Genomic DNA, 20,445 nt, shown 5'->3' with positions numbered 1-20,445 from the left:
GGGTGCAGCCTAGGGCGAGCTCACCCGGCGGTGAGCCGCACCAGTGCGCCACCGTGACCCGGCAACGTGAGTCCCGAGTCGCCCAGCGTGACCGGCGTCGGCGTGGTGAAGAGCAGCTCGCCGGTGGCTGACAGGTGGACCTCGGTCTCGCCGAAGTTCACGACCAGCAGGAGGTCCGAGCGGCGGAGGGTGAACACCCGGGTGTCCTCGTCGGCCTCCGCGGCCAGGTCGGCGAACGCCGGGTCGGTCAGCTCGGGCAGGGTGCGGCGTAGGTCGGCCAGTCGACGGTAGGCGTCCAGCAGCACCGCGTGCCGTCCACCCTCGAGCTCGGTCCAGTCGAGCTTCGACCGCTCGAAGGTGGCCGGGTCCTGCGGGTCGGGGACGATGGCGGGGTCCCAGCCCATCCGCTCGAACTCGGTGATCCGGCCCTCGGCGGTGGCCCGCCCGAGGTCGGTCTCGGGGTGCGAGGTGAAGAACTGGAACGGCGTCGAGGCGGCCCACTCCTCGCCCATGAACAGCATCGGGGTGAACGGCCCGCACAGCGTGAGCAGCGCGGCACACGCCAGCTGGTCGTCGTCGAGGTGTCCAGGCGTGGGGTCCGACAGCCGGTCGCCGCGGGCGCGGTTGCCGATCTGGTCGTGGTTCTGGTTGCACACCACGAGCCGCCAGGCCGGCATGTGGGCGGTGTCGACCGGTGCGCCGTGGTCGCGACCCCGGAACGACGACCAGGTGCCGTCGTGGAAGAAGCCCCGCGTGCACACCTTGGCCAGCGCCGAGAGCGGCTCGAAGTCGGCGTAGTAGCCGGACGTCTCACCGGTCAGCGCGACATGGACAGCGTGGTGGAAGTCGTCGCTCCACTGGGCGTCGAGCCCGTAGCCACCACCCTCGCGGGGTGTCACCAGCCGGGTCTCGTTGAGGTCGGACTCCGCGATCAGCGTGAGCGGCCGACCCAGGTGGGCCGACAGCGCCTGGGTCTCGATCGCCAGCTCCTCTAGCAGCGGCACCGGCGAGGCGTCGACCAGCGCGTGCACGGCGTCGAGACGCAGTGCGTCGACGTGGTAGTCCTCGAACCACATCCGCGCGTTGTCGAGGATGAAGCGGCGCACCTCGTGGCTGCCGTCGCCGTCGAGGTTGAGCAGGTCTCCCCACGTGTTCCGCCCCTGCTTGAGATAAGGGCCGAACAGCGGCAGGTAGTTCCCCGAGGGACCGAGATGGTTGTAGACGACGTCCTGGACCACGCCGAGACCGGCCGCGTGGCAGGCGTCGACGAACCGCTGATAGGCGGGCGGACCGCCGTACGCCTCGTGCACCGCGAACCAGTCGACCCCGTCGTAGCCCCAGTTCCACACGCCGTTGAAGGCGTTGACCGGCATCACCTCGACCAGGTCGACCCCGATCGAGCGCAGGTGGTCGAGCCGGCTGACGGCGGCGTCGAGCGTGCCTTCGGGCGTGAAGGTCCCGAGGTGCAGCTCGTAGACCACCGAGCCCGCCAGCTGACGCCCGGTCCAGGCCGTGTCGGTCCAGGCGAACGCCGCCGCGTCGTAGGTTCGCGAGCGCTGGTGGACGCCCGCCGGCTGACGCCGCGACCGCGGGTCGGGTCGGGGCGTGTCCGAGTCGTCGATCAGGTACCCGTAGTCGAGGTCTCCTTCCGCCGGGTCGGCGACGGCCGTGCCGGGGACCCACCAGTCACCGTCGGTCCGTCGCATCTCCACGGTGTCATCGCCCACCGACAGCCGGAGCCGCCGTGCCAGCGGCGCCCAGACGTCGAAGGGCCCGCGGCCGGTCACTCGACTCCCTCGCCCACCGGGTCGTCCAGCACCAGCAGGGCGACGGGGTGCACCGCCAGGATGTCGTCGAGACGGGGCCCCACCTCGCGCCCGGTGACGCTCTCGATCCAGCGGCCGTCGGGGAGGTCGAGCTCGGTGTCCCCCCACCCGCCCCGTGCCTCGAGCCCGAGCGGCAGCCGGGTCACGACGGTGATCGCGGAGCCCCGGTCGAAGGCGAGGACGTGGTCGGCGGCCGTCCCCCGCGCGTTGAGGGGTCGGTACGTCGTGAAGTGCCGTGCGCCGTCGCGGCGGGCGGTCAGTGCCGTACTCGTCACGAGCAGCTTGGTCAGGCCGTCGTCGTTCGGAGACGTGGTGGCCGGGCCGTCGTTGGCGTCGGGCGCGAACGGCAGCATCTGCGTCCGCCGGGCGAAGTCGACCGGGCGCCGGTTGTCCGGGTCGACCAGGCTCTGCTCCCACAGCTCGCTGCCCTGGTAGACGTCGGGAACGCCGGGCATGGTCAGGGCGACCACCTTCGCCGACAGCGAGTTGCTCCAGCCTGGCCCGGAGATCCGGGCGACGATGCCGTCGAGCACCGAGCGGACCTCGCCGTCGTCGTACGCCGCGTCGACGGCGCCGTGCACGGCCTGCTCGTAGTCGGCATCCGGCTCGGTCCAGGTCGTGCGGTCGCCGGCCTCGCGCATCGCCTTCTCGGCGTAGCCGTGCAGCCGCTCGCGCGACGCCGGCCAGGCGCCGACGACGGACTGCCAGAGCAGGTTGCCGAAACCCGGATCGGGCAGCGGTGCGAGCTCCAGCAGCCGGTCGAGGGTCTCGGCCCAGACGTCGGGGAGCTCGGCCAGCACGGTGATCCGGGCCCGGACGTCCTCACCGCGCTTGGTGTCGTGGGTGGACGTCGTCGTCATCGCCTGCGGCCAGTCGCGCTGCCGCTCGGCCATCGCGGTGTGGAACTCCTCGACGGTGAAAGAGAACTCGCTCGGGTCGCCGCCGACCTCGGTCAGCGAGGTGAGCCGCGAGGTGCGGTAGAACGCGCAGTCCTCCACGCCCTTGGCCATCACCGCACCGGTGGTCTGCTGGAAGCGCAGCGCGGCCGGGTGGTCGGCGTCGCCGAGGATCGGCGCGAGCACGTCCAGTGCGTCGGCCAGGTCGGGACGTCGGCGGCCGGCGTCGGCGAGCGCGTGGGCGAGGTGCTCGTGCCCGTCGGGCAGGTAGGAGCGGTAGACCGGGAAGCAGGCCACCAGCTCGGCGACCGCGTCGACGAGGGAGGCGTGGTCTCGACTTCGCTCGACCACCGAGGGGTCGTCGTGGTCTCGACTTCGCTCGACCACCGAGGGGTCGTCGTGGTCTCGACTCCGCTCGACCACCGAGGGGTCGTCGTGGTCTCGACTCCGCTCGACCACCGAGGGGTCGTCGTGGTCTCGACTTCGCTCGACCACCGAGTGGGCGTCGGTGCTGGTAGCGACCCCAGCCTCCCGGACCACCCGGCGTACCTCGGAGTTCAGGATGCCGTCGGCCACCGCGCGCTTCGTGCCGTGGATCAGCTCCGGCCAGTCGAAGGGCCGACCGTGCAGCCGGGCCTCGAGTGCGGTGAGCGGCGCCTCCCCTGCGGGGTCGGTGAGCACGCGGTCGATCAGGCCCAGGGCGTCGTACCCGGTGGTGCCCGCGGTCGCCCAAGCGGGGTCGAGCCGCTCGCCGGGCTCGAGGATCTTCTCCACGAGCACGTACGCGCCCCCGGTCAGTCCGGCCAGGTCGTCGAGGTACGACGCGGGGTCGCGCAGGCCGTCGGGATGGTCGACGCGGAGCCCGTCGACCAGGCCCTCGTCGAACCACCGCCTGATCTCCACGTGGGACTCGTCGAAGACGGCGCGGTCCTCCACCCGGATCCCGGCCAGGCTGTTGACCGCGAAGAACCGTCGGTAGTTGAGCCCCGAGTCGGCGACCCGCCAGCTGACCAGCTCGTAGTGCTGGCGGGCGTGCACCTGGTCGGGGTCGAGATGGTCTCGACTTCGCTCGACCACCGAGGGGTCGCCGGCCACCGAGGAGAGCTCGTCCGCCGAGGACGGCGCGAGGGGGAAGCGGTGGTCGAAGTAGTGCAGCTCGTCGCCGACCACGGCGAGATGGCCGATCCGGCCGCCGGGCAGCACGTCGTCGTCACCGACCACCGGGATCCGCACCCGGCCACCACCGGCGTCCCAGTCGACGTCGAAGGCCGCGGCGTAGCGCGACGACCGGCCGTGGGTGAGCAGGTCCCACCATCCGGCGTTGACGTGCGGGGTGGCGATGCCGACGTGGTTGGGCACGATGTCGACCAGCACCCCGAGCCCCAGGCGCCGCGCCTCGGCCGACACCGCGGCCAGACCCTCGGCACCTCCGCGGGCCGGGTCGACCCGGTCGTGGGCGACCACGTCGTAGCCGTGGTCGCTCCCGGGCTCGGCCTCGAGCAGCGGGGAGAGGTAGACCCAGTCGACGCCGAGGTCGTGGAGGTAGGGCAGCACCTCCGCGGCCGCGAACAGGTCGAAGCCCGCGGTGATCTGCAGGCGGTAGGTGTTGACGGGCGAGCGCATCCGCACGCCGTACCCGTTCGCGGCCTCGCTCATCCGGCCCGTTCGGCGGTTGCGGCGACCGACGCGGCGACCGACGCGGCGACCGAGGAGTCCTGGGTGACGACGGCCGTGGTGTGCTCGCGCAGCACCAGCACGCTGCGCCCACCGAGGATCGAGGTGGCGCCGGCCGCCAGGGGCTCGTCGGCGCGCTCGGTGCCGGCGGTGTCGATCTCGACGTCCCAGGCCGCGGCGTACTCCTCGGACGGCAGCGTCACCATCACGTCGTCGCCGGAGGCGTTGAAGTACAGCAGGAAGTGGTCGTCGGTGATCGCGCCCCCGCGGGCGTCGAGCCCAGGGATCCCGTGCCCGTTGAGGTACATGCCGATCGACCGGGCGTCCGCCGCGGTCCAGTCGCCGTCCTCGAACGGGTGTCCGGCCGGGTGCAGCCACACGATGTCGTTGAGCCGCTCGCCCTCCCCGCTGCCGGTGCGGACCGTCGTACCGGTGAAGAAGCGCTTGCGGCGGAACGTCGGGTGGTCGCGGCGCAGCCTGGAGACGTTGGCCGTGAACTCGACCAGCGGCTCGTCGAGCTCGTCCCAGTGCATCCACGCGATCTCGGAGTCCTGGGCGTAGGTGTTGTTGTTGCCGTCCTGGGTGCGGCCGGCCTCGTCGCCGTGCAGCAGCATCGGCACGCCCTGGCTGAGCAGCAGCGTGGTGATGAAGTTGCGCTGCTGCCGTGACCGCAGCTCGAGGATCTCGGGGTCGTCGGTCGGGCCCTCGACGCCGTGGTTCCACGAGCGGTTGTGGCTCTCGCCGTCGTTGCCGTCCTCGCCGTTGGCGTCGTTGTGCTTGTCGTTGTAGGACACCAGGTCGCGCAGGGTGAACCCGTCGTGGGCGGTCACGAAGTTGATGCTCGCGACTGGCCGGCGGCCGGAGTTCTCGTAGAGGTCCGAGGAGCCGGCGAGCCGGCTGGCGAACTCGCCCAGCGAGGGCTCGCCGCGCCAGAAGTCGCGGACCGTGTCGCGGTAGGCGCCGTTCCACTCGGTCCACTGCGGCGGGAAGTTGCCGACCTGGTAGCCACCCGGGCCGACGTCCCACGGCTCGGCGATCAGCTTCACCTGGCTGACGACCGGGTCCTGCTGCACGAGCTCGAAGAACGTCGAGAGGCGGTCGACGTCGTAGAACTCACGGGCCAGGGCGGCGGCGAGGTCGAAGCGGAAGCCGTCGACGTGCATCTCGGTGACCCAGTAGCGCAGGGAGTCCATGATCAGCTGGAGCGAGTGCGGGTGCCGGACGTTGAGGGAGTTCCCGGTGCCGGTGTAGTCCATGTAGTACTGCAGGTCGTCCTCGACGAGCCGGTAGTACGCCGGGTTGTCGAGGCCGCGGAAGCTGAGCGTCGGGCCGAGATGGTTGCCCTCGGCGGTGTGGTTGTAGACGACGTCCAGGATCACCTCGATGCCGGCGTCGTGCATCGACCGCACCATCGACTTGAACTCCTGCACCTGGTGGCCGACCTGGCCGGCCGAGGCGTAGTCGGCGTGCGGAGCCAGGAAGCCCAGGGTGTTGTAGCCCCAGTAGTTGCGCAGCCCCTTCTCCAGCAGCGTGCTGTCCTGCACGAACTGGTGCACCGGCATCAGCTCGATCGCGGTGACGCCGAGCCGGGTCAGGTGCTCGGTCACGGCGGGGTGGCCGAGCCCGGCGTAGGTGCCGCGCAGGTCGTCGGGCACGTCGGGATGCAGCTCGGTGAGCCCCTTCACGTGCGCCTCGTAGATCAGCGTCTCGTTGTAGGGGATGTTGGGGCGGCGGTCGCCCTCCCAGTCGAAGAAGGGGTTGACCACGACGCCCAGCGTCATGTGCGCCGCGGAGTCGTCGTCGTTGCGGGAGTCCGGGTCGCCGAAGGTGTAGCCGTACAGTGACTGGTCCCAGTCGATCTCGCCGGCGGTGGCCTTGGCGTAGGGGTCCAGGAGCAGCTTCTGCGGGTTGCAGCGCACTCCCTTCTCGATGTCGTACGGGCCGTGCACGCGGTAGCCGTAGCGCTGTCCGGGCTGGACGGCGGGCAGGTAGCAGTGCCAGACGAACGCGTCGATCTCGGTCAGCGCGACCCGCGTCTCGACCCGGTCGTCGTCGAAGAGGCAGAGCTCGACCTGCTCGGCGACCTCGCTGAACACCGCGAAGTTGGTGCCGCTGCCGTCGAAAGTGGCGCCGAGCGGGTACGCCGTACCCGGCCAGACCTCCATGGTGCCTCCCGTTCCTGGGCCGAAGGCCCGTCCCGTGGATCCCACCACACGGCCCGGGCATCGTTCGAATCCGTCACCCTTTGGTCACCTGGCAGTGATTGTCGCCACTCCTCGGGCACGCCACAGTTGCTCCATGACCGAGACGACGTACGACTTCACCGGGCTCCGCGCACTGTTCATCAACTGCACGCTCAAGAAGTCACCGGAGCCGAGCAACACCCAGGCGCTGGTGGATGCGAGCCGCCACATCATGGAGAAGCACGGCGTCAGCGTCGACGTCGTGCGCGCCATCGACCACGACATCGCCACCGGGGTCTGGCCGGACATGCGCGAGCACGGCTGGGAGACCGACGACTGGCCGGAGATCTTCGAGAAGGTCCTGGCCGCCGACATCCTGGTGCTGGCCGGACCGATCTGGCTCGGCGACAACAGCTCGGTGATGAAGCGGGTGCATGAGCGGTTGTACGGCGGGTCGCACCTGCTCAACGACCGCGACCAGTACCTCTACTACGGGCGGGTCGGTGGCTGCCTGATCACCGGCAACGAGGACGGCATCAAGCACTGCGCGCACAACGTGCTCTACACGTTGCAGCACATCGGCTACACGATCCCGCCCCAGGCGGACGCGGGGTGGATCGGCGAGGCCGGCCCCGGGCCGTCGTACCTCGACGAGGGGAGCGGTGGCCCCGAGAACGACTTCACCAACCGCAACACCACCTTCATGACATGGAACCTGATGCACCTGGCCCAGATGTTGAAGAGTGCAGGTGGCGTGCCGGCGTACGGCAACCAGCGCTCGGCCTGGGACACCGGCAGGCGGTTCGACTACGAGAACCCCGAGTACCGATAGGCATAGCGTGAGGTCGTGCCACGCGTCGTCGTCCTGACCGGAGCCGGGATCTCGGCGGAGAGCGGTCTGCGGACCTTCCGTGACGCCGACGGCCTGTGGGAGGGGCACCGTCCGGAGGACGTCGCCACCCCCGAGGCCTACCAGCGCGACCCCCTGCTGGTGCACCGCTTCTACGACGCCCGGCGCGCGGCCCTGCTCGGCGTCCGCCCGAACGCCGCGCACGAGGCCCTGGCCCAGCTCGAGGCGGCGCTGGGCGACGACCTGTTCCTGATCACCCAGAACGTCGACGACCTGCACGAGCGGGGCGGCTCCGGGCGGGTGGTGCACCTGCACGGCGAGCTCCGCTCCGCCTGGTGCCTGGCCTGCGGCGCCCGGCACCTGTGGGAGGGCAGCCTCGGCTCCGCCCCGCCGTGCCCGTCCTGCGCCGTCCGGGCTCTGCGACCGGACATCGTCTGGTTCGGCGAGCCGCCGTACTGGATGCCCGAGGTCCTCGAGGCCGTCGAGGCGGCGGACGTCTTCTGCGCGATCGGGACGTCGGGCCTGGTCTATCCGGCCGCCGGGCTCGGCGAGCTCGCCGCCGCGCGTGGAGCCCGCACGATCGAGCTCAACCTCGACGCGAGCGCCAACGCCTCCCGCTTCCACGAGGTCCGCCGCGGGCCGGCATCCCTGCTCGTCCCGCAGTGGGTGGACGAGGTGCTCGGCGAGTAGGGCTCAGTAGTCCTGCGGCTGGGTGAACACGTGCTGCGGGTCGTACGACGTGCGGGCCGCGGCGAGGCGGGCGGCGTTGGCACCGAAGTAGGCCCGCTGGTAGCCCGCCAGCGAGGGGTCGGCGTAGTTGACGTAGGCGCCGTGACCCCAGCTGGGGGTCATCGCGTCGCGGAAGGCGCGCACGTAGCTCAGCGCGGGGGTGGCCGGGCCGGAGGTGTAGGTGGCGGTGTACTGCACCGTTGCCAGGGCGCCGCGGTGGCCGAAGGCGGTCTCGCCCGCGCCGATGTCGTCGACGGCCCCGCCCAGCGCATCGAGGGAGATGCCGGCCTCCTTCAGCCCGCTGCCCTGGGCGGCGTGCACCCGGGCCAGCAGCGTGGTGACGTCCACGTGGTCGCCGGGGATGATGTGCGAGGTGGCGGCGAACGCCTCGCGCGGCAGCGAGCCGCCGCTCCCGGTGTGGCACCGGCCCACCGGGATCGAGGAGCAGCCCGCGAAGGCGAGCATCGTGTCACGGTAGCTCTCGGTGTGCCGGGCGTCGGTCGCGGGCGTCGGCACGGCCGAGAAGAAGGGCCGCAGCGCGGTGTCGAGCCCCGCGGGCTGGCCGGTCCACGTCGCCGACACGCTCAGGGCCGGTCCGGTGGGATGGGTCGCGCCGCCGAGCAGCTTGAGGGTCGACCACAGCCGTCGGTCGGCGGTGGGGGCGGTGGCGAGCCACCGGGGCACGACGTCGTGCGCCGCGGAGAACGGCCAGGCCAGGAAGGCGCGGGTGATCGTCGGCGCCGCGAAGGTCGACATCGTGAACGACGTGACGACACCGAGATGCCCGCCCCCGCCGCCGCGCAGGGCCCAGAACAGGTCGGGCTCGTGGTCGGCACTCGCGGTCGCGATGCTGCCGTCGGCCAGCACCACCCGCATCGAGGTCACGGCGTCGCTGGTGAGGCCGTGGGCTCGGGTCAGCACGCCGACCCCGCCGCCCTGGGTGAGTCCGCCGATGCCGACTGTCGGGCACGAGCCGCCCGCGACGCCGCGGCCCCGCGTGCCCAGCACGTCGTACACCGTGACGAGGGGGGCGCCGGCACCGATCGTCGCGGAGGTCCCGCTCAGGGCGACCCCGTGCAGTGCGCGCAGGTCGAGGACCAGCCGCCCGTTGCCGGCCGACCACCCCGGGTAGCTGTGCCCTCCGGAGCGGATGGCCAGCGGGAGGCCGTGGTCCCGTGCGAAGGCCAGCCCGGTCGCGATGTCGCGGGCGCCGGCGACCGAGAGCACGGCCAGGGGCCGGGCGCCGTCGTACCGCGGGTTCTGGGTCAGCCTCACCACGTCGTACGACGCGGAGCCGGGCCGGGCGAGCGTGCCGGAGACCGAACGGGCCAGGCGGCGCCAGTCGGCGGCACCAGGGCCGCGTGGCGACGAGGCGATGCCGTCGGGTGAGACCGGTGGTGCCGGGGTGTCCCGCGGCGGCTGGGCGTCGTGCGGTGCGCACGCGCCGGCGGCGCCTGCAAGCCCGGCCAGCACGACCCCGCGTCGGCCGACCCGTCCGCTGCGCCCCGTCACCCGACCAGCGTAGGCACCTCGGCCCGGCCGGACGGGTGAGCCGCGCACCGGGGTTGCGTGGTCTGATGTGCTCTTCTCGCCGGGACCCCCTCGGCCGAGTGAGCCGGAGGACGTCGATGGGTGCACGCGGGTGGGTCGTGACGGTGGCCGGAGCGGCCCTGCTCACCGGCGCGTGCGGGGGTGGTGGGGGCGGTGGCGGTACGTCGTTCGCCGACGAGTCCGGGCCGCAGATCATGTCCGCCGCGACCACCGACATGGGGGCCGTGACGTCGCTGCACTTCAGCGGCGACGTCACCAGCGGCGGCAAGCAGATCCACGTCGACCTCGGCTCCTCGACGGCGGGCCAGTGCCAGGGCTCGTTCACGATCGGACGGGGGACCGCGCAGATCCTCGCCTCCGACGGCAAGGCGTGGATGAAGCCGGACCATGCGTTCTGGGAGCAGCAGGGAGCGGCCCAGGCGGCCCAGATCGAGAAGATCGTGGGCGACAAGTGGGTCTCGATCCCGCTGTCGTCGGGGCTGAGCAAGGTCTGCGACCTCGACAACCTGCTGAGCAAGCTCACGCCCGGCAACGACACGCAGACGCGGAGCAGCACGGTGGTCGGCACCTCCGAGGTCGGCGGCACGGCGGCGGTCCAGGTGCGGGGGAAGTCCAAGCAGGGCGACATCGTCTCCGCCTGGGTGGCCACCAGCTCGCCCCACCACGTGCTGAAGCTCGCGGTCACCGACGGCACCTCGCCGGGCACCCTCGTCTTCTCCGACTTCGACACCCCGCTGGCGATCACGACACCGGCACCCTCCGAGGTCGCGGTGATCCCCGGCCAGTGACGCTGACTCGGCGCATAGAGGCTCCCCCAGGCCGCTGAGTCGGCGCAAAGAGGCACCCCCAGGCCGCTGAGTCGGCGCAAAGAGGCACCCCCGGGCCGCTGAGTCGGCGCAAAGAGACGCACCTCGACCTCGGCCCCGGCCGCGATGACGTCGTACGACGGACCCGGGCGGCCCGCGTCTGCCCAAGGGTCACCTTGCTTGCGGTGGGGTCAGGGAGTGACAGGATTGGTGGGTGAGCATGGAGATCGGGACCGACGAGAACCCCCAGCACTGGCACGAGGAGATCGGCGACGACGTCGGCAACCGCCTCAACTGGCTGCGCGCCGGGGTGCTCGGCGCGAACGACGGCATCGTCTCGACCGCCGGCATCGTGATGGGCGTCGCGGGTGCCACCGCCGAGCGCTCCCCGGTCTTCGTGGCCGGGATCGCCGGTCTGGTGGCTGGCGCGCTGAGCATGGGCGCCGGTGAGTACGTCTCGGTGAACGCCCAGCGCGACTCGGAGCAGGCGATGCTCGCGATGGAGGCGCAGGAGCTGCAGAAGATGCCCGAGACCGAGCAGCGCGAGCTCGCCAAGATGTACGAGCGGAAGGGCCTCAGCCGCGAGACGGCCAAGCAGGTCGCCCAGGAGCTCACCGACCACGACGCCCTGGCCGCGCACGCCGACATCGAGTTCGGGATCGACCCCGACAACCTCACCAACGCCTGGCACGCCGCCTTCGCCTCGATGGTCGCGTTCACCACCGGGGCCCTCCTGCCGCTGCTCGTGATCACCCTGAGCCCCCTGTCGATCCGGGTCTGGGCCACGGTCGTCACCGTGGCGATCGCGCTCGCGGTGGCTGGGTTCGTCCAGGCCAAGCTGGGCTTCAGCCCGCGCGGCCGGGCGGTCGTGCGCAACGTCGCCGGTGGGCTGCTGGCGATGGTCGTCACCTACGCGGTCGGAAGCCTGGTCGGCGCCCACCTCTGAGATGCGGATGTTCGTGGCGCTCCGGCCGCCACCTGACGCCGTCGAGCACCTTGACGCCTTCCTGGAGGTACGACGTGCGGCGGCCGGCTTCCGGTGGTCGGCGCCCGAGCAGCTCCACGTGACCCTGGCCTTCCTGGCCGACGTGCCCGACCGGGCTCTCGACGACCTCGTCGACGGCCTCGCCCGCGCCGCGGCACGTCGTACTCCCGTGGCGACGGCGCTCGCCGGCGGCGGCGCGTTCCCCGACCCCGCCCGGGCCCGCGTGCTCTCGGCCGGTCTCGACCTCGACCAGGCGGGCCGCACCGAGCTGGACCGGCTCGCTCGCGGTTCCCGCGCCACCGCCAACCGGGCCGGCGTGCGCGTCGACGGGCAGCGCTTCCGCCCGCACGTGACCGTCGCCCGGCTCGGCCAGCCGCAGGACGTGACCAGCTGGCTGCGGGTCCTGGACACCTACCGCGGGCCGGCCTGGCGGGCCGACCGGATCGCCCTCGTGGCGTCGTACCTCGGCGAGGGAGCCCGCGGTCGACCCCGCTACGAGACGGTGGAGGAGTTCGCCCTGTCGGGATAGTCCGTGACGTTTCGCAGGTGGATCGCCTCCGTCAAGATGCCGATCGTCACGGACTATCCCGCGAGCCTGTGGAGAACGCCACGCCCGGGTACGGCGAGAAGGGTGGGAGTCGCGGCCGATATGGCCTAGTTTCAAGCGCGTGAAGATCGCAGTTGCCAAGGAGTCCCGCGAGGGAGAGGCACGCGTCGCGATGGTGCCGGAGCTGGTGGCCAAGCTCACCGGCCTGGGGTACGACGTGGCGGTCGAGCCGGGAGCGGGCCTGCACGCGCTGATCGCGGACGAGGAGTACACCGAGGCCGGAGCCCGACTGGACGACGCCGCGTTCGAGGACGCCGACGTGGTGGTCTCGGTGCAGCCCCTGTCGGTGGACCGGATCCGACGGATGCGCCGCGGCGCCAGCGCCATCTCGTTCCTGCCGACCAACCAGGAGCAGGCCACCGTGGTCGAGCTCCGCGACGCCGGCATCACCGCCCACGCGGTCGAGCTGATCCCGCGGATCTCGCGCGCCCAGTCGATGGACGGCCTCAGCTCGCAGGCCCTGGTCTCCGGCTACCGCTGCGCGATCGTCGCCGCCGGGCTGCTGCGCCGCTTCTTCCCCCTCAACATGACCGCGGCCGGCACCGTCCAGGCTGCCGAAGTGGTCGTCCTGGGTGCCGGGGTGGCCGGGCTCCAGGCGATCGCCACGTCCAAGCGGCTCGGCGCGATCGTCCGGGCGTACGACGTACGTGCGGCCGCTGCGGAGGAGATCCGCTCGATGGGCGCCAAGTCGATCGACCTCGACCTCGACACCCTCGAGGGGGCCGGCGGCTATGCCCGCGAGATGACCGAGGACCGCGCGGCGCGCCAGCGCGAGCTGCTGACGCCGTTCATCGCCGCGGCCGACGCGCTGATCACCACGGCTGCCGTCCCCGGCCGCGCCGCCCCCATGCTGGTCACCCGCGAGATGGTCGAGCAGATGAAGCCGGGCTCTGTCGTGGTCGACCTGGCCGCCGAGACCGGTGGCAACGTCGAGGGCTCGGTGCCCGGCGAGGTGGTCCGGGTCGGCAACGCCCAGGTGTGGGGCGGCCGCAACGTCCCCAGCCAGATGCCCGGCCCGGCCTCGAAGCTCTACGCCCAGAACATCGTCAACCTGGTCACCCTGATGACCGCGAAGGACGCTGAGGGCCACGCGTCCTTCGCCCCCGACTTCGACGACGAGATCGTGGCCAGCAGCTGCGTCACCCGCGACGGGGCGATCGTGCACGAGCCGACCCGCGAGGCGATCGAGGGGTCGGCCGAGCCGCCCGCGGCGGCGCCAGAGCCGACACCGGAACCGCCCGAAGATGCAGGCGCCGGCGACGCCGAACCGGCCGCGGGTCCGGTCGACCAGCAGCTCGATCTTCCCTACGACCAGGAGGCCGACCAGTGATCCTCAGCGAGTCGGTCGTCTGGCTCACGATCTTCGTGCTCAGCGTGTTCGTGGGCATCGAGGTGATCTCCAAGGTCTCCTCGACGCTGCACACGCCGCTGATGTCCGGGGCCAACGCCATCCACGGGATCATCCTGCTCGGCGCGATCATCGTGACCGGCACGACCGACAACACCGTGGCGGTGACCGTCGGGCTGGTCGCGATCGTGCTGGCGTCGGTGAACATGGTGGGCGGCTTCGTCGTCACCGACCGGATGCTCCAGATGTTCGTGCGCAAGCGCCCCGCGAAGCCCGCCGACTCCGACCAGGGCTCGACGAAGGGTGGGGCCGCCTGATGCCGGTCTGGATCCAGCTGGTCTTCCTCGCGTGCGGGGTCTGCTTCATCCTCGCCCTCAAGGGCCTCTCCGGGCCCAAGACGGCTCGCAACGGCAACCTGCTCGGCGCCGGTGCGGCCGTGGTCGCCTGCATCGTCCCGTTCTTCTGGACCGACCTGCACCTGCACCACGTCCCGCTGATCCTGGCTGCGATCCTGGTCGGCACCGTCGGCGGTGTGTACGGCGCCCGCACCGTGCAGATGACCCAGATGCCCCAGATGGTGGCGCTGTTCAACGGTGTCGGTGGCGGCGCGGCCGCGCTCGTCGCGCTGCTGGAGCTCAACAGCGTGATCGACGCCGGCGGCCACGACAGCTGGTTCAACCTCGCCGCCACCGCGTTCACGATCGTGGTCGGCTCGGTGTCCTTCGCCGGCTCGCTGATCACCTTCGCCAAGCTCCAGGACCTGATGACCTCGCGGCCGGTGGTGTTCCCGGGGCTGCCGGTGATCTTCGGTGGCGCGCTTGTCGGGGCCGTCGTGCTCGCCGTACTCCTCGTGAACGACCCGCGGATGTGGGTGGGCATCGTGCTCGGCCTGCTCGGCCTGCTGATCGGCGTCCTGCTCGTCCTTCCGGTCGGTGGCGCCGATGTGCCGATCGTGATCTCGATGCTCAACGCCTTCACCGGCCTGACCGTCGCGGCCGGCGGCTACGTGCTCTCCAACGTGCTGCTGCTGATCGCCGGCACCCTGGTCGGCGCGTCCGGCACGTTCCTGACCCTGCTGATGGCCGGCGCCATGGGCCGCTCGGTGGCCAACATCCTGTTCGGCGCCCTCAAGGGCGGCTCGACCCTCGGGTCCGGCGAGGCCAGTGACCGGCCGGTCAAGAGCGTCACGCCCGAGGACGCCGCGATCATGCTCGCGTACGCCGACCGGGTGATCATCGTGCCGGGCTACGGACTGGCCGTGGCGCAGGCGCAGCACACCCTGCGCGAGCTGGTCGACGTGCTCAGCGCCCGCGGCATCGAGGTGGACTACGCGATCCACCCGGTGGCGGGCCGGATGCCCGGTCACATGAACGTGCTGCTCGCCGAGGCGCAGGTGCCCTACGAGCAGCTGCGCGAGATGGACGACATCAACGGCGACTTCAAGGACACCGACGTGGCCCTGGTGGTCGGCGCCAACGACGTGGTCAACCCGGCCGCGCGGACGACCCCCAGCGCCCCGATCTACGGCATGCCGATCCTGAACGCCGACGCGGCCCGCCAGGTGATCTTCATGAAGCGCTCGATGCGCCCGGGCTTCGCCGGGATCGAGAACGAGCTGCTCTTCGACCAGCGCACCTCGCTGCTCTTCGGGGACGCCAAGGACTCCATGAGCAAGCTGCTCAACGCGGTCAAGGCGCTCTGAGCCGCGGTCGAAAAGTATGCGGTTTGGGACCAAACGGCGACTTTTCGGCCCGCAGACCTGCGGTTTGTGACCAATCGTGGGGTCGGATCGTTAGCAGGGCATGAGTGACGAGAAGGATCCGATGCTCAAGCCCGACGGGCATCGGTACGAAGCGCCGGAGTCCAAGGACACCCGGGTCAACAAAGAGGTCGCCTACGCCGTGCTGGCGCTGGTGGTCGTCGTCCTGGCGATCCTGATCGCCACGGGGACGGTGCCGATCTACCCCGGCTGACGCCGTCAGCCGGCGAGACCGTACAGCCGGTCGCCGGCGTCGCCGAGGCCCGGCACGATGTAGCCCTTCTCGTTGAGCTTCTCGTCCATCGCCGCGGTGACCACGGTGACCGGTACGTCGAGCCCCTCGAGGCCCTGCTCCAGCCGGGCGCAGCCCTCGGGCGCGGCCAGCAGGCAGATCGCGGTGATGTGGTCGGCCCCCCGGTCGGTCAGGAAGCGGATCGCGGCCGCCAGGGTGCCGCCGGTGGCGAGCATCGGGTCGAGCACGTAGCACTGCCGCCCCGCGAGGTCGTCGGGCAACCGCTCGGCGTACGTCGTCGCCTCCAGCGTCTCCTCGTCGCGCATCATCCCGAGGAAGCCGACCTCGGCCGTCGGGAGGCACTTCATCATGCCCTCGAGCATCCCCAGCCCGGCGCGCAGGATCGGCACCACCATTGGCATCGGCTGCGAGAGGCGGACCCCGGTCGTCGGCGCCACCGGGGTGCGGATGTCGAACGGCTCGATCCGCACGTCACGGGTCGCCTCGTAGGCCAGCAGCGTGACCAGCTGGTCGACCAGTCGACGGAACGACGGGGAGTCGGTGTTCACGTCACGCAGCGCGGTGAGCTTGTGGGCGACGAGAGGGTGGTCGACGACGATCGTGCGCATGCCCCGAACCCTAGTGGTTGCTGAGAGTTCTGCTCCTCACGGCCGAACAGGGTTGGCAGGGGTCAGGGCACCTGTCAGGCTGGACGGGTCCTGCGCGGCTCGACGTGATCGGAGGTAGGCATGAGCGAACAGATCGACGGCATCGACTTCGCGGTTGCCGCCTACCGTGAGGAGGGTGTCTGGCAGGTCGTGGAGCTGGTCCACGACGTGCTCACCGACGTCGACAGGCTGGCCCACGCACTGCGCCGCTTCCCCGGTGACGGCGGCGCGCTCGGGCTGGTCGCGGTCGACGAGGACTTCTTCGTGCTGGTCCGCGTCGCCGGCCCGACCGTGCGGATCCTGCTCTCCGACATCACCGCCGCCGACGAGTGGGAGCTGGCCCGCTCGGCGGTCGAGCTGCTCGGCCTGCCCGAGCCCGAGGACGACGACGAGCAGGCGCCCGCCGGTGACCTCGACCTGCTCGGCGACCTCGGGATGCACGCCATGGACATGGCGGTGCTCCTCGACGACCTCGACCTCTACCCCGACGAGATGCTCTCCGACGTGGCCCGGCGGCTGGGCTTCGGCTCGCAGTTCGACGAGGCCGTCGGCCTCACCTCCGCGTGACCCTCGCGCCCGTGACCGGCCGCGCATGACCTCGTACGACGTGGCGATGCGCGCCGCCCTCGACGAGGCGCGCGAGGCCCTGGCCTCCGGTGACGTGCCGATCGGTGCGGTGGTGCTCGACGCCGACGGCACCATCCTGGGCCGTGGCCACAACGTCCGCGAGCGCGACGCCGACCCGACCGGCCATGCCGAGTTGGTCGCGATCCGGGCCGCGGCCGGCGTCGTGGGCGAGTGGCGGCTGACCGGCTGCACCCTCGTGGTGACCCTGGAGCCCTGCACGATGTGCGCCGGTGCGATCGTGCTGGCCCGTCTCGACCGCGTCGTGTTCGCGACGTACGACGACAAGGCGGGCGCGGTCGGGTCCCTCTGGGACGTGGTCCGCGACCGCCGGCTCAACCACCGCCCCGAGGTCGTGTCCGGGTTGCTCGCGGAGGAGTCCCGGAGCCTGCTGGGCGATTTCTTCGCCGCCCAGCGGCTCGGGTAGCCTCTCCCGCGGTGGCGTGTCCGAGCGGCCTAAGGAGCACGCCTCGAAAGCGTGTGTGGGTGCAAGCCCACCGTGGGTTCAAATCCCACCGCCACCGCCAGCCAGGGGCCACGAAAGTCGTCGCCCGCACCGTGGTGGATCCGGACCACCTGATGGTCCGGATCCACCACGATGTCGTCTCTCAGGCGGTGGTCAGCTCGTCGAGACCCGCCAGCTGGTGGGCGTCCTTGGCGACTTCCTCATTCACGCCGTTGGGCTCGAGGCGCATCGCCACCGCGAGGTAGTAGATGACGAGGGCGAACGCGATCACCACGCCGAGGTCGACGAACGCCGGGAGACTGTCGGTGTGCCGCTGCACGCCGCCCTTGGTCGGGTCGCCGTAGCGACCGAAGCGGCCGATCACCAGCACGCCGCCGAGCCACACGGGGATCCACCAGGAGTTCCGGAACGTCGAGAAGGCGTGGGTCCGGTTGACCACGGAGCCGACCACGAACACGACCAGGCCGACCGCGATGGCGCCGACCACCTTGAGGTTCACGTCGTAGCCGCCCCAGTAGAGGATCAGGTTCGCGCTGACGAAGGCCGTCGGCAGGAGCACCTTCGGCCACGGCATCCGGTACTGCCGCGGCCGGTCGCCGTCACTGAGGTGCAGGGAGCCGAGCGCGATCGGCGCCATCGCGTACATCACCGCGGTCGCGCCGGTGACCGCGCTGACGAGGGCGGCCCAGCTCTTGAACGGTCCGAAGCCGATCAGGCCGACGACCAGAGCGACGATGATCGAGATGTAGGGCACGCCGCGGGCGTTGGTCCGCGCCAGGGCACCGGGCATCTCGCGCTCCTCACCCAGCGCGTAGGACAGCCGGGCCGAGGTCCCGAGGTAGACGATGCCGGTGCCGGCGGGGGAGATCACCGCGTCGATGATCAGGATCACGGCCAGCCAGGTCGCGCCGACCGCGAGCGCCAGGGTGTACCACGCGCCGTAGTCGGAGGGGTCCTGGCCGAGCGGGCGGTCCCAGTTGTGGGCGACGTCGGCGGGGTTGAGCCCGGCGATCATCGTGACCTGGAGCAGCGTGTAGAGCAGGGCGCCGATACCCATCGCGGTCAGGATCGCGCGGGACAGGTCCTTGCGCGGGTTGCGGGCCTCACCGGCCAGGCAGACGGCCTGCTCGAAGCCCTGCAGCGCGAAGACCACACCGACCGGGAGTGCCGCGAAGACGCCGTGCCAGCCGTGCGGCATGAAGCCGCCGCCGGCGGTGAAGTTGCCGGGGTGGAAGCTCAGTGAGGCGATCACGCCGATGGCCAGGAACGGCACGGCGGTCTTCCAGATCACCAGGATCACGTTGCTCTCGGACATGAACTGCGCACCGGCGAGGTTCATCGCGGTGAAGAGGAGCATCAGGATCACCGCCACGACGAGGCCACGCGTGTTGAGCAGCCCGTCGGTGCCGATCATCGCGAAGTTGGTGTTCACCCAGTGCACGCTGTTGACGTAGGTGATCGCGGCCAGCACCTCGATCGGGGCGATGAACACGGCCTGCACCCAGGCTGCCCACCCACCGATGAAGCCGACGATCGGACCGTGGGAGTAGTAGGGGAACCGCCCGGAGCCGCCCGCGACCGGGTACGTCGCGCCCAGCTCGGCGTACACCAGGGCGAGCGTGGCCAGCATGGCCGCCGCGAGCACCCACGAGATGATCGAGGCGGGTCCGGCGGTCTCGGCCGCGGTCAGCGCTCCCAGCAGCCAGCCGGAGCCGATGATCGACCCGAGGGAGACGAACATCAGGCCGTAGAAGCCGACCGACCTGGTGAGGTTCCCGCCCCGGTGTTCTTCGACGACGCTCATCTGGAGAGACCTTTCGAGAAGGGTCTTGGTGACCCGGCCACGCGACCGCACGGAGCGCTCGGTCGCTCCGCGCACTCTCTTGCAGTCCCGCTCGATGCGCAAGGGTCCACGCCCGCCGGGGCTTCGGTCAGGTGGGTGTCAGACGGCCCCCCGCAGGCTGGATGCATGACGACCAACCACGCCGTGGATCTTCGCCGGACGATGCTGAACAAGGTGCCCGAGGTCACCATCTACTTCTGGATCATCAAGATCCTGTGTACGACGGTGGGTGAGAGCTTCGCGGACTACATCAACGAGACGCTCGGTTTCGGGCTCACCAACACGACCCTGCTGTTCTCCGCAGCCCTGATCGCGGCCCTGGTGGCGCAGTTCCGGCTGAACCGGTACGTCCCCTCGGTGTACTGGCTCTGTGTGGTGCTGATCAGCGTGGTCGGGACCCTGCTGACCGACAACCTCACGGACGGGCACAACGTGCCGTTGTGGATCAGCAGCACGGTGTTCGCGGTGCTCCTTGCCGTCGTGTTCTCGATCTGGTACGCCCGGGAGCGCACCCTGTCGATCCACTCGATCGTCACGACCTCCCGCGAGTCGTGGTACTGGCTGACCGTCCTGGTCACCTTCGCCCTCGGCACCGCGGTGGGCGACTGGACCATCGAGCTCACCGGCTGGTCGCCGGGCCAGTCCGTGATGTTGCCCCTGGGCCTGATCCTGGCCGTGCTGGCCGCCTGGAAGCTCGGTGCCGGCCCGGTGCTGTCCTTCTGGCTCGCCTACATCCTGACCCGGCCGCTGGGCGCGAACATCGGCGACTACCTCGCCTCGCCGAAGGCCGACGGTGGCCTCGACCTGGGCACCCTGGGCACCAGCGTGCTCTTCCTGGGCACGATCCTGGCGGTGGTGATCTACCTGACCGTCACCGACAAGGACCGGACCGAGACGATCGAGGCCCGCAAGCAGCGGGCACCTGTCACCGAGGAAGTCTGAGGAGTGTCCGAGATGACGGAGTCCCGTACCCAGCGTGTCCTGGTCGTGACCGATGCGGCCGAGCCGAGCAAGTCGCTGCGCGACGCCATCCGGCACCGCGCCGAGGCCGGTGACGCCCAGTTCCGTCTGGTCGTGCTGAACCCGGCCCGGGCCGAGCTGCACCTGCTGCACCCCGAGCGGCACGATCGTGCGGCCGCCGCCGAGGTGACGCTGCGGTCGGCCTTGCCGCAGCTCGAGCTCGCCGCTCACGCACCGGTGATCGGCTCGGTGTCGGTGCGGCACGACCCGATGGACGCGATCGAGGAGACCCTGTTCGCCGAGCCGGTCGACGAGATCCTGCTCGACGTGCCGGCACACCACCTCTCGTCCTGGCTGCACCAGGACCTCGAGCATCGCCTGGCGCACTTCAAGATCCCGGTGGTCACGATCCGTCACGAGGCCTGAGCGACCGGAGGT

At 71.0% G+C, this 20,445-nt stretch carries 19 protein-coding genes and 1 tRNA gene; 14 read left to right on the top strand and 6 right to left on the bottom strand.

Features of this window, described 5'->3' with window-relative positions; genetic code table 11:
- Positions 1–20: 20 nt before the first annotated feature.
- From treZ to glgX, 3 genes are read right to left on the bottom strand one after another with little or no spacing between them, the layout of a single operon-like run.
- Positions 21–1,787 (bottom strand): malto-oligosyltrehalose trehalohydrolase, encoded by a 1,767-nt coding sequence (gene treZ / locus E3N83_RS13665; protein WP_151083761.1) that lies wholly within the window; start codon positions 1,785–1,787, stop codon positions 21–23.
- On the bottom strand, positions 1,784–4,378 hold the full coding sequence (locus tag E3N83_RS20045; protein WP_238342904.1) for a malto-oligosyltrehalose synthase: 2,595 nt from the start codon (positions 4,376–4,378) through the stop codon (positions 1,784–1,786). Before E3N83_RS20045 ends, treZ begins: the two co-directional genes overlap by 4 nt.
- On the bottom strand, positions 4,375–6,561 hold the full coding sequence (gene glgX, locus E3N83_RS13655; protein WP_151083760.1) for a glycogen debranching protein GlgX: 2,187 nt from the start codon (positions 6,559–6,561) through the stop codon (positions 4,375–4,377). The genes E3N83_RS20045 and glgX overlap by 4 nt, the downstream gene beginning before the upstream one ends.
- A 133-nt stretch (positions 6,562–6,694) precedes the next feature.
- On the opposite strand from glgX, the gene E3N83_RS13650 reads away from it, so the two are divergent.
- A complete protein-coding gene (locus E3N83_RS13650) occupies positions 6,695–7,411 on the top strand; it encodes a flavodoxin family protein (protein ID WP_151083759.1) in 717 nt (238 codons plus the stop codon).
- 15 nt (positions 7,412–7,426) lie between these two features.
- Positions 7,427–8,119, top strand: a complete 693-nt coding sequence (locus E3N83_RS13645; protein ID WP_151083758.1) for an NAD-dependent deacylase — start codon at positions 7,427–7,429, stop codon at positions 8,117–8,119.
- Between the two features lie 3 nt (positions 8,120–8,122).
- Here E3N83_RS13645 and E3N83_RS13640 read toward each other — a convergent pair whose 3' ends face one another.
- A complete protein-coding gene (locus E3N83_RS13640; protein ID WP_191907804.1) occupies positions 8,123–9,670 on the bottom strand; it encodes an FAD-binding oxidoreductase in 1,548 nt (515 codons plus the stop codon).
- A gap of 116 nt (positions 9,671–9,786) precedes the next feature.
- Here E3N83_RS13640 and E3N83_RS13635 point away from each other — a divergent pair, with 116 nt between their 5' ends.
- From E3N83_RS13635 to E3N83_RS19595, 7 genes are all read left to right on the top strand, one after another.
- On the top strand, positions 9,787–10,497 hold the full coding sequence (locus E3N83_RS13635; protein ID WP_151083756.1) for a LolA-like protein: 711 nt from the start codon (positions 9,787–9,789) through the stop codon (positions 10,495–10,497).
- 238 nt (positions 10,498–10,735) lie between these two features.
- Positions 10,736–11,461, top strand: a complete 726-nt coding sequence (locus E3N83_RS13630; RefSeq protein ID WP_151085267.1) for a VIT1/CCC1 transporter family protein — start codon at positions 10,736–10,738, stop codon at positions 11,459–11,461.
- A 7-nt stretch (positions 11,462–11,468) separates the two neighbouring features.
- Entirely contained in the window at positions 11,469–12,029 is a 561-nt protein-coding gene (thpR, locus tag E3N83_RS13625) for an RNA 2',3'-cyclic phosphodiesterase (protein WP_238342903.1), read from the top strand.
- 139 nt (positions 12,030–12,168) lie between these two features.
- Complete coding sequence (locus tag E3N83_RS13620; RefSeq protein ID WP_151083754.1) at positions 12,169–13,437, top strand: NAD(P) transhydrogenase subunit alpha; 1,269 nt, start codon at positions 12,169–12,171, stop codon at positions 13,435–13,437.
- Positions 13,434–13,772: an NAD(P) transhydrogenase subunit alpha part 2 gene (locus tag E3N83_RS13615; protein WP_238342902.1), complete on the top strand. Its 339-nt coding sequence runs from the start codon at positions 13,434–13,436 to the stop codon at positions 13,770–13,772. Before E3N83_RS13620 ends, E3N83_RS13615 begins: the two co-directional genes overlap by 4 nt.
- Positions 13,772–15,157 (top strand): NAD(P)(+) transhydrogenase (Re/Si-specific) subunit beta, encoded by a 1,386-nt coding sequence (locus E3N83_RS13610; protein WP_151083753.1) that lies wholly within the window; start codon positions 13,772–13,774, stop codon positions 15,155–15,157. Before E3N83_RS13615 ends, E3N83_RS13610 begins: the two co-directional genes overlap by 1 nt.
- A 100-nt stretch (positions 15,158–15,257) precedes the next feature.
- Entirely contained in the window at positions 15,258–15,428 is a 171-nt protein-coding gene (locus tag E3N83_RS19595; RefSeq protein WP_191907803.1) for a hypothetical protein, read from the top strand.
- Between the two features lie 5 nt (positions 15,429–15,433).
- Here the strand turns inward: E3N83_RS19595 and upp are convergent, their stop codons facing one another.
- On the bottom strand, positions 15,434–16,075 hold the full coding sequence (gene upp / locus E3N83_RS13605) for a uracil phosphoribosyltransferase (RefSeq protein WP_151083752.1): 642 nt from the start codon (positions 16,073–16,075) through the stop codon (positions 15,434–15,436).
- A 120-nt stretch (positions 16,076–16,195) separates the two neighbouring features.
- On the opposite strand from upp, the gene E3N83_RS13600 reads away from it, so the two are divergent.
- The 3 genes from E3N83_RS13600 (at position 16,196) to E3N83_RS13590 (ending at position 17,265) form a co-directional block, all read left to right on the top strand.
- The gene (locus E3N83_RS13600; protein WP_151083751.1) at positions 16,196–16,681 is read left to right on the top strand and encodes a tRNA adenosine deaminase-associated protein; all 486 of its coding nucleotides are present in this window, start codon (positions 16,196–16,198) and stop codon (positions 16,679–16,681) included.
- 25 nt (positions 16,682–16,706) lie between these two features.
- Positions 16,707–17,165 (top strand): nucleoside deaminase, encoded by a 459-nt coding sequence (locus tag E3N83_RS13595; protein WP_151083750.1) that lies wholly within the window; start codon positions 16,707–16,709, stop codon positions 17,163–17,165.
- 10 nt (positions 17,166–17,175) lie between these two features.
- Positions 17,176–17,265 (top strand) — tRNA-Ser (locus tag E3N83_RS13590).
- Between the two features lie 81 nt (positions 17,266–17,346).
- On the opposite strand, the gene E3N83_RS13585 is transcribed toward E3N83_RS13590, so the two are convergent.
- Positions 17,347–19,008 (bottom strand): APC family permease, encoded by a 1,662-nt coding sequence (locus tag E3N83_RS13585; protein ID WP_202879221.1) that lies wholly within the window; start codon positions 19,006–19,008, stop codon positions 17,347–17,349.
- Between the two features lie 165 nt (positions 19,009–19,173).
- Here E3N83_RS13585 and E3N83_RS13580 point away from each other — a divergent pair, with 165 nt between their 5' ends.
- A complete protein-coding gene (locus E3N83_RS13580; protein ID WP_238342901.1) occupies positions 19,174–19,989 on the top strand; it encodes a COG4705 family protein in 816 nt (271 codons plus the stop codon).
- A gap of 12 nt (positions 19,990–20,001) precedes the next feature.
- Positions 20,002–20,433 (top strand): hypothetical protein, encoded by a 432-nt coding sequence (locus tag E3N83_RS13575; RefSeq protein WP_151083749.1) that lies wholly within the window; start codon positions 20,002–20,004, stop codon positions 20,431–20,433.
- Positions 20,434–20,445: the final 12 nt, after the last annotated feature.

The organism is Nocardioides cynanchi, from assembly GCF_008761635.1.
GTDB lineage: Bacteria > Actinomycetota > Actinomycetes > Propionibacteriales > Nocardioidaceae > Nocardioides > Nocardioides cynanchi.
This window is presented reverse-complemented; position numbering and strand designations above follow the sequence as displayed.

Excerpts from the sequence above, each read along its gene's own strand:
- E3N83_RS13630 (WP_151085267.1), top strand. The coding sequence starts at position 10,736 with ATGGAGATCGGGACCGACGAGAACCCCCAGCACTGGCACGAGGAGATC.
- E3N83_RS13585 (WP_202879221.1), bottom strand. The coding sequence starts at position 19,008 with ATGAGCGTCGTCGAAGAACACCGGGGCGGGAACCTCACCAGGTCGGTC.
- E3N83_RS13600 (WP_151083751.1), top strand. The coding sequence starts at position 16,196 with ATGAGCGAACAGATCGACGGCATCGACTTCGCGGTTGCCGCCTACCGT.
- thpR (WP_238342903.1), top strand. The coding sequence starts at position 11,469 with ATGTTCGTGGCGCTCCGGCCGCCACCTGACGCCGTCGAGCACCTTGAC.
- E3N83_RS13650 (WP_151083759.1), top strand. The coding sequence starts at position 6,695 with ATGACCGAGACGACGTACGACTTCACCGGGCTCCGCGCACTGTTCATC.
- E3N83_RS13635 (WP_151083756.1), top strand. The coding sequence starts at position 9,787 with ATGGGTGCACGCGGGTGGGTCGTGACGGTGGCCGGAGCGGCCCTGCTC.
- E3N83_RS20045 (WP_238342904.1), bottom strand. The coding sequence starts at position 4,378 with ATGAGCGAGGCCGCGAACGGGTACGGCGTGCGGATGCGCTCGCCCGTC.
- E3N83_RS13580 (WP_238342901.1), top strand. The coding sequence starts at position 19,174 with ATGACGACCAACCACGCCGTGGATCTTCGCCGGACGATGCTGAACAAG.
- E3N83_RS13595 (WP_151083750.1), top strand. The coding sequence starts at position 16,707 with ATGACCTCGTACGACGTGGCGATGCGCGCCGCCCTCGACGAGGCGCGC.
- upp (WP_151083752.1), bottom strand. The coding sequence starts at position 16,075 with ATGCGCACGATCGTCGTCGACCACCCTCTCGTCGCCCACAAGCTCACC.
- E3N83_RS13575 (WP_151083749.1), top strand. The coding sequence starts at position 20,002 with ATGACGGAGTCCCGTACCCAGCGTGTCCTGGTCGTGACCGATGCGGCC.
- glgX (WP_151083760.1), bottom strand. The coding sequence starts at position 6,561 with ATGGAGGTCTGGCCGGGTACGGCGTACCCGCTCGGCGCCACTTTCGAC.
- E3N83_RS13610 (WP_151083753.1), top strand. The coding sequence starts at position 13,772 with ATGCCGGTCTGGATCCAGCTGGTCTTCCTCGCGTGCGGGGTCTGCTTC.
- E3N83_RS19595 (WP_191907803.1), top strand. The coding sequence starts at position 15,258 with ATGAGTGACGAGAAGGATCCGATGCTCAAGCCCGACGGGCATCGGTAC.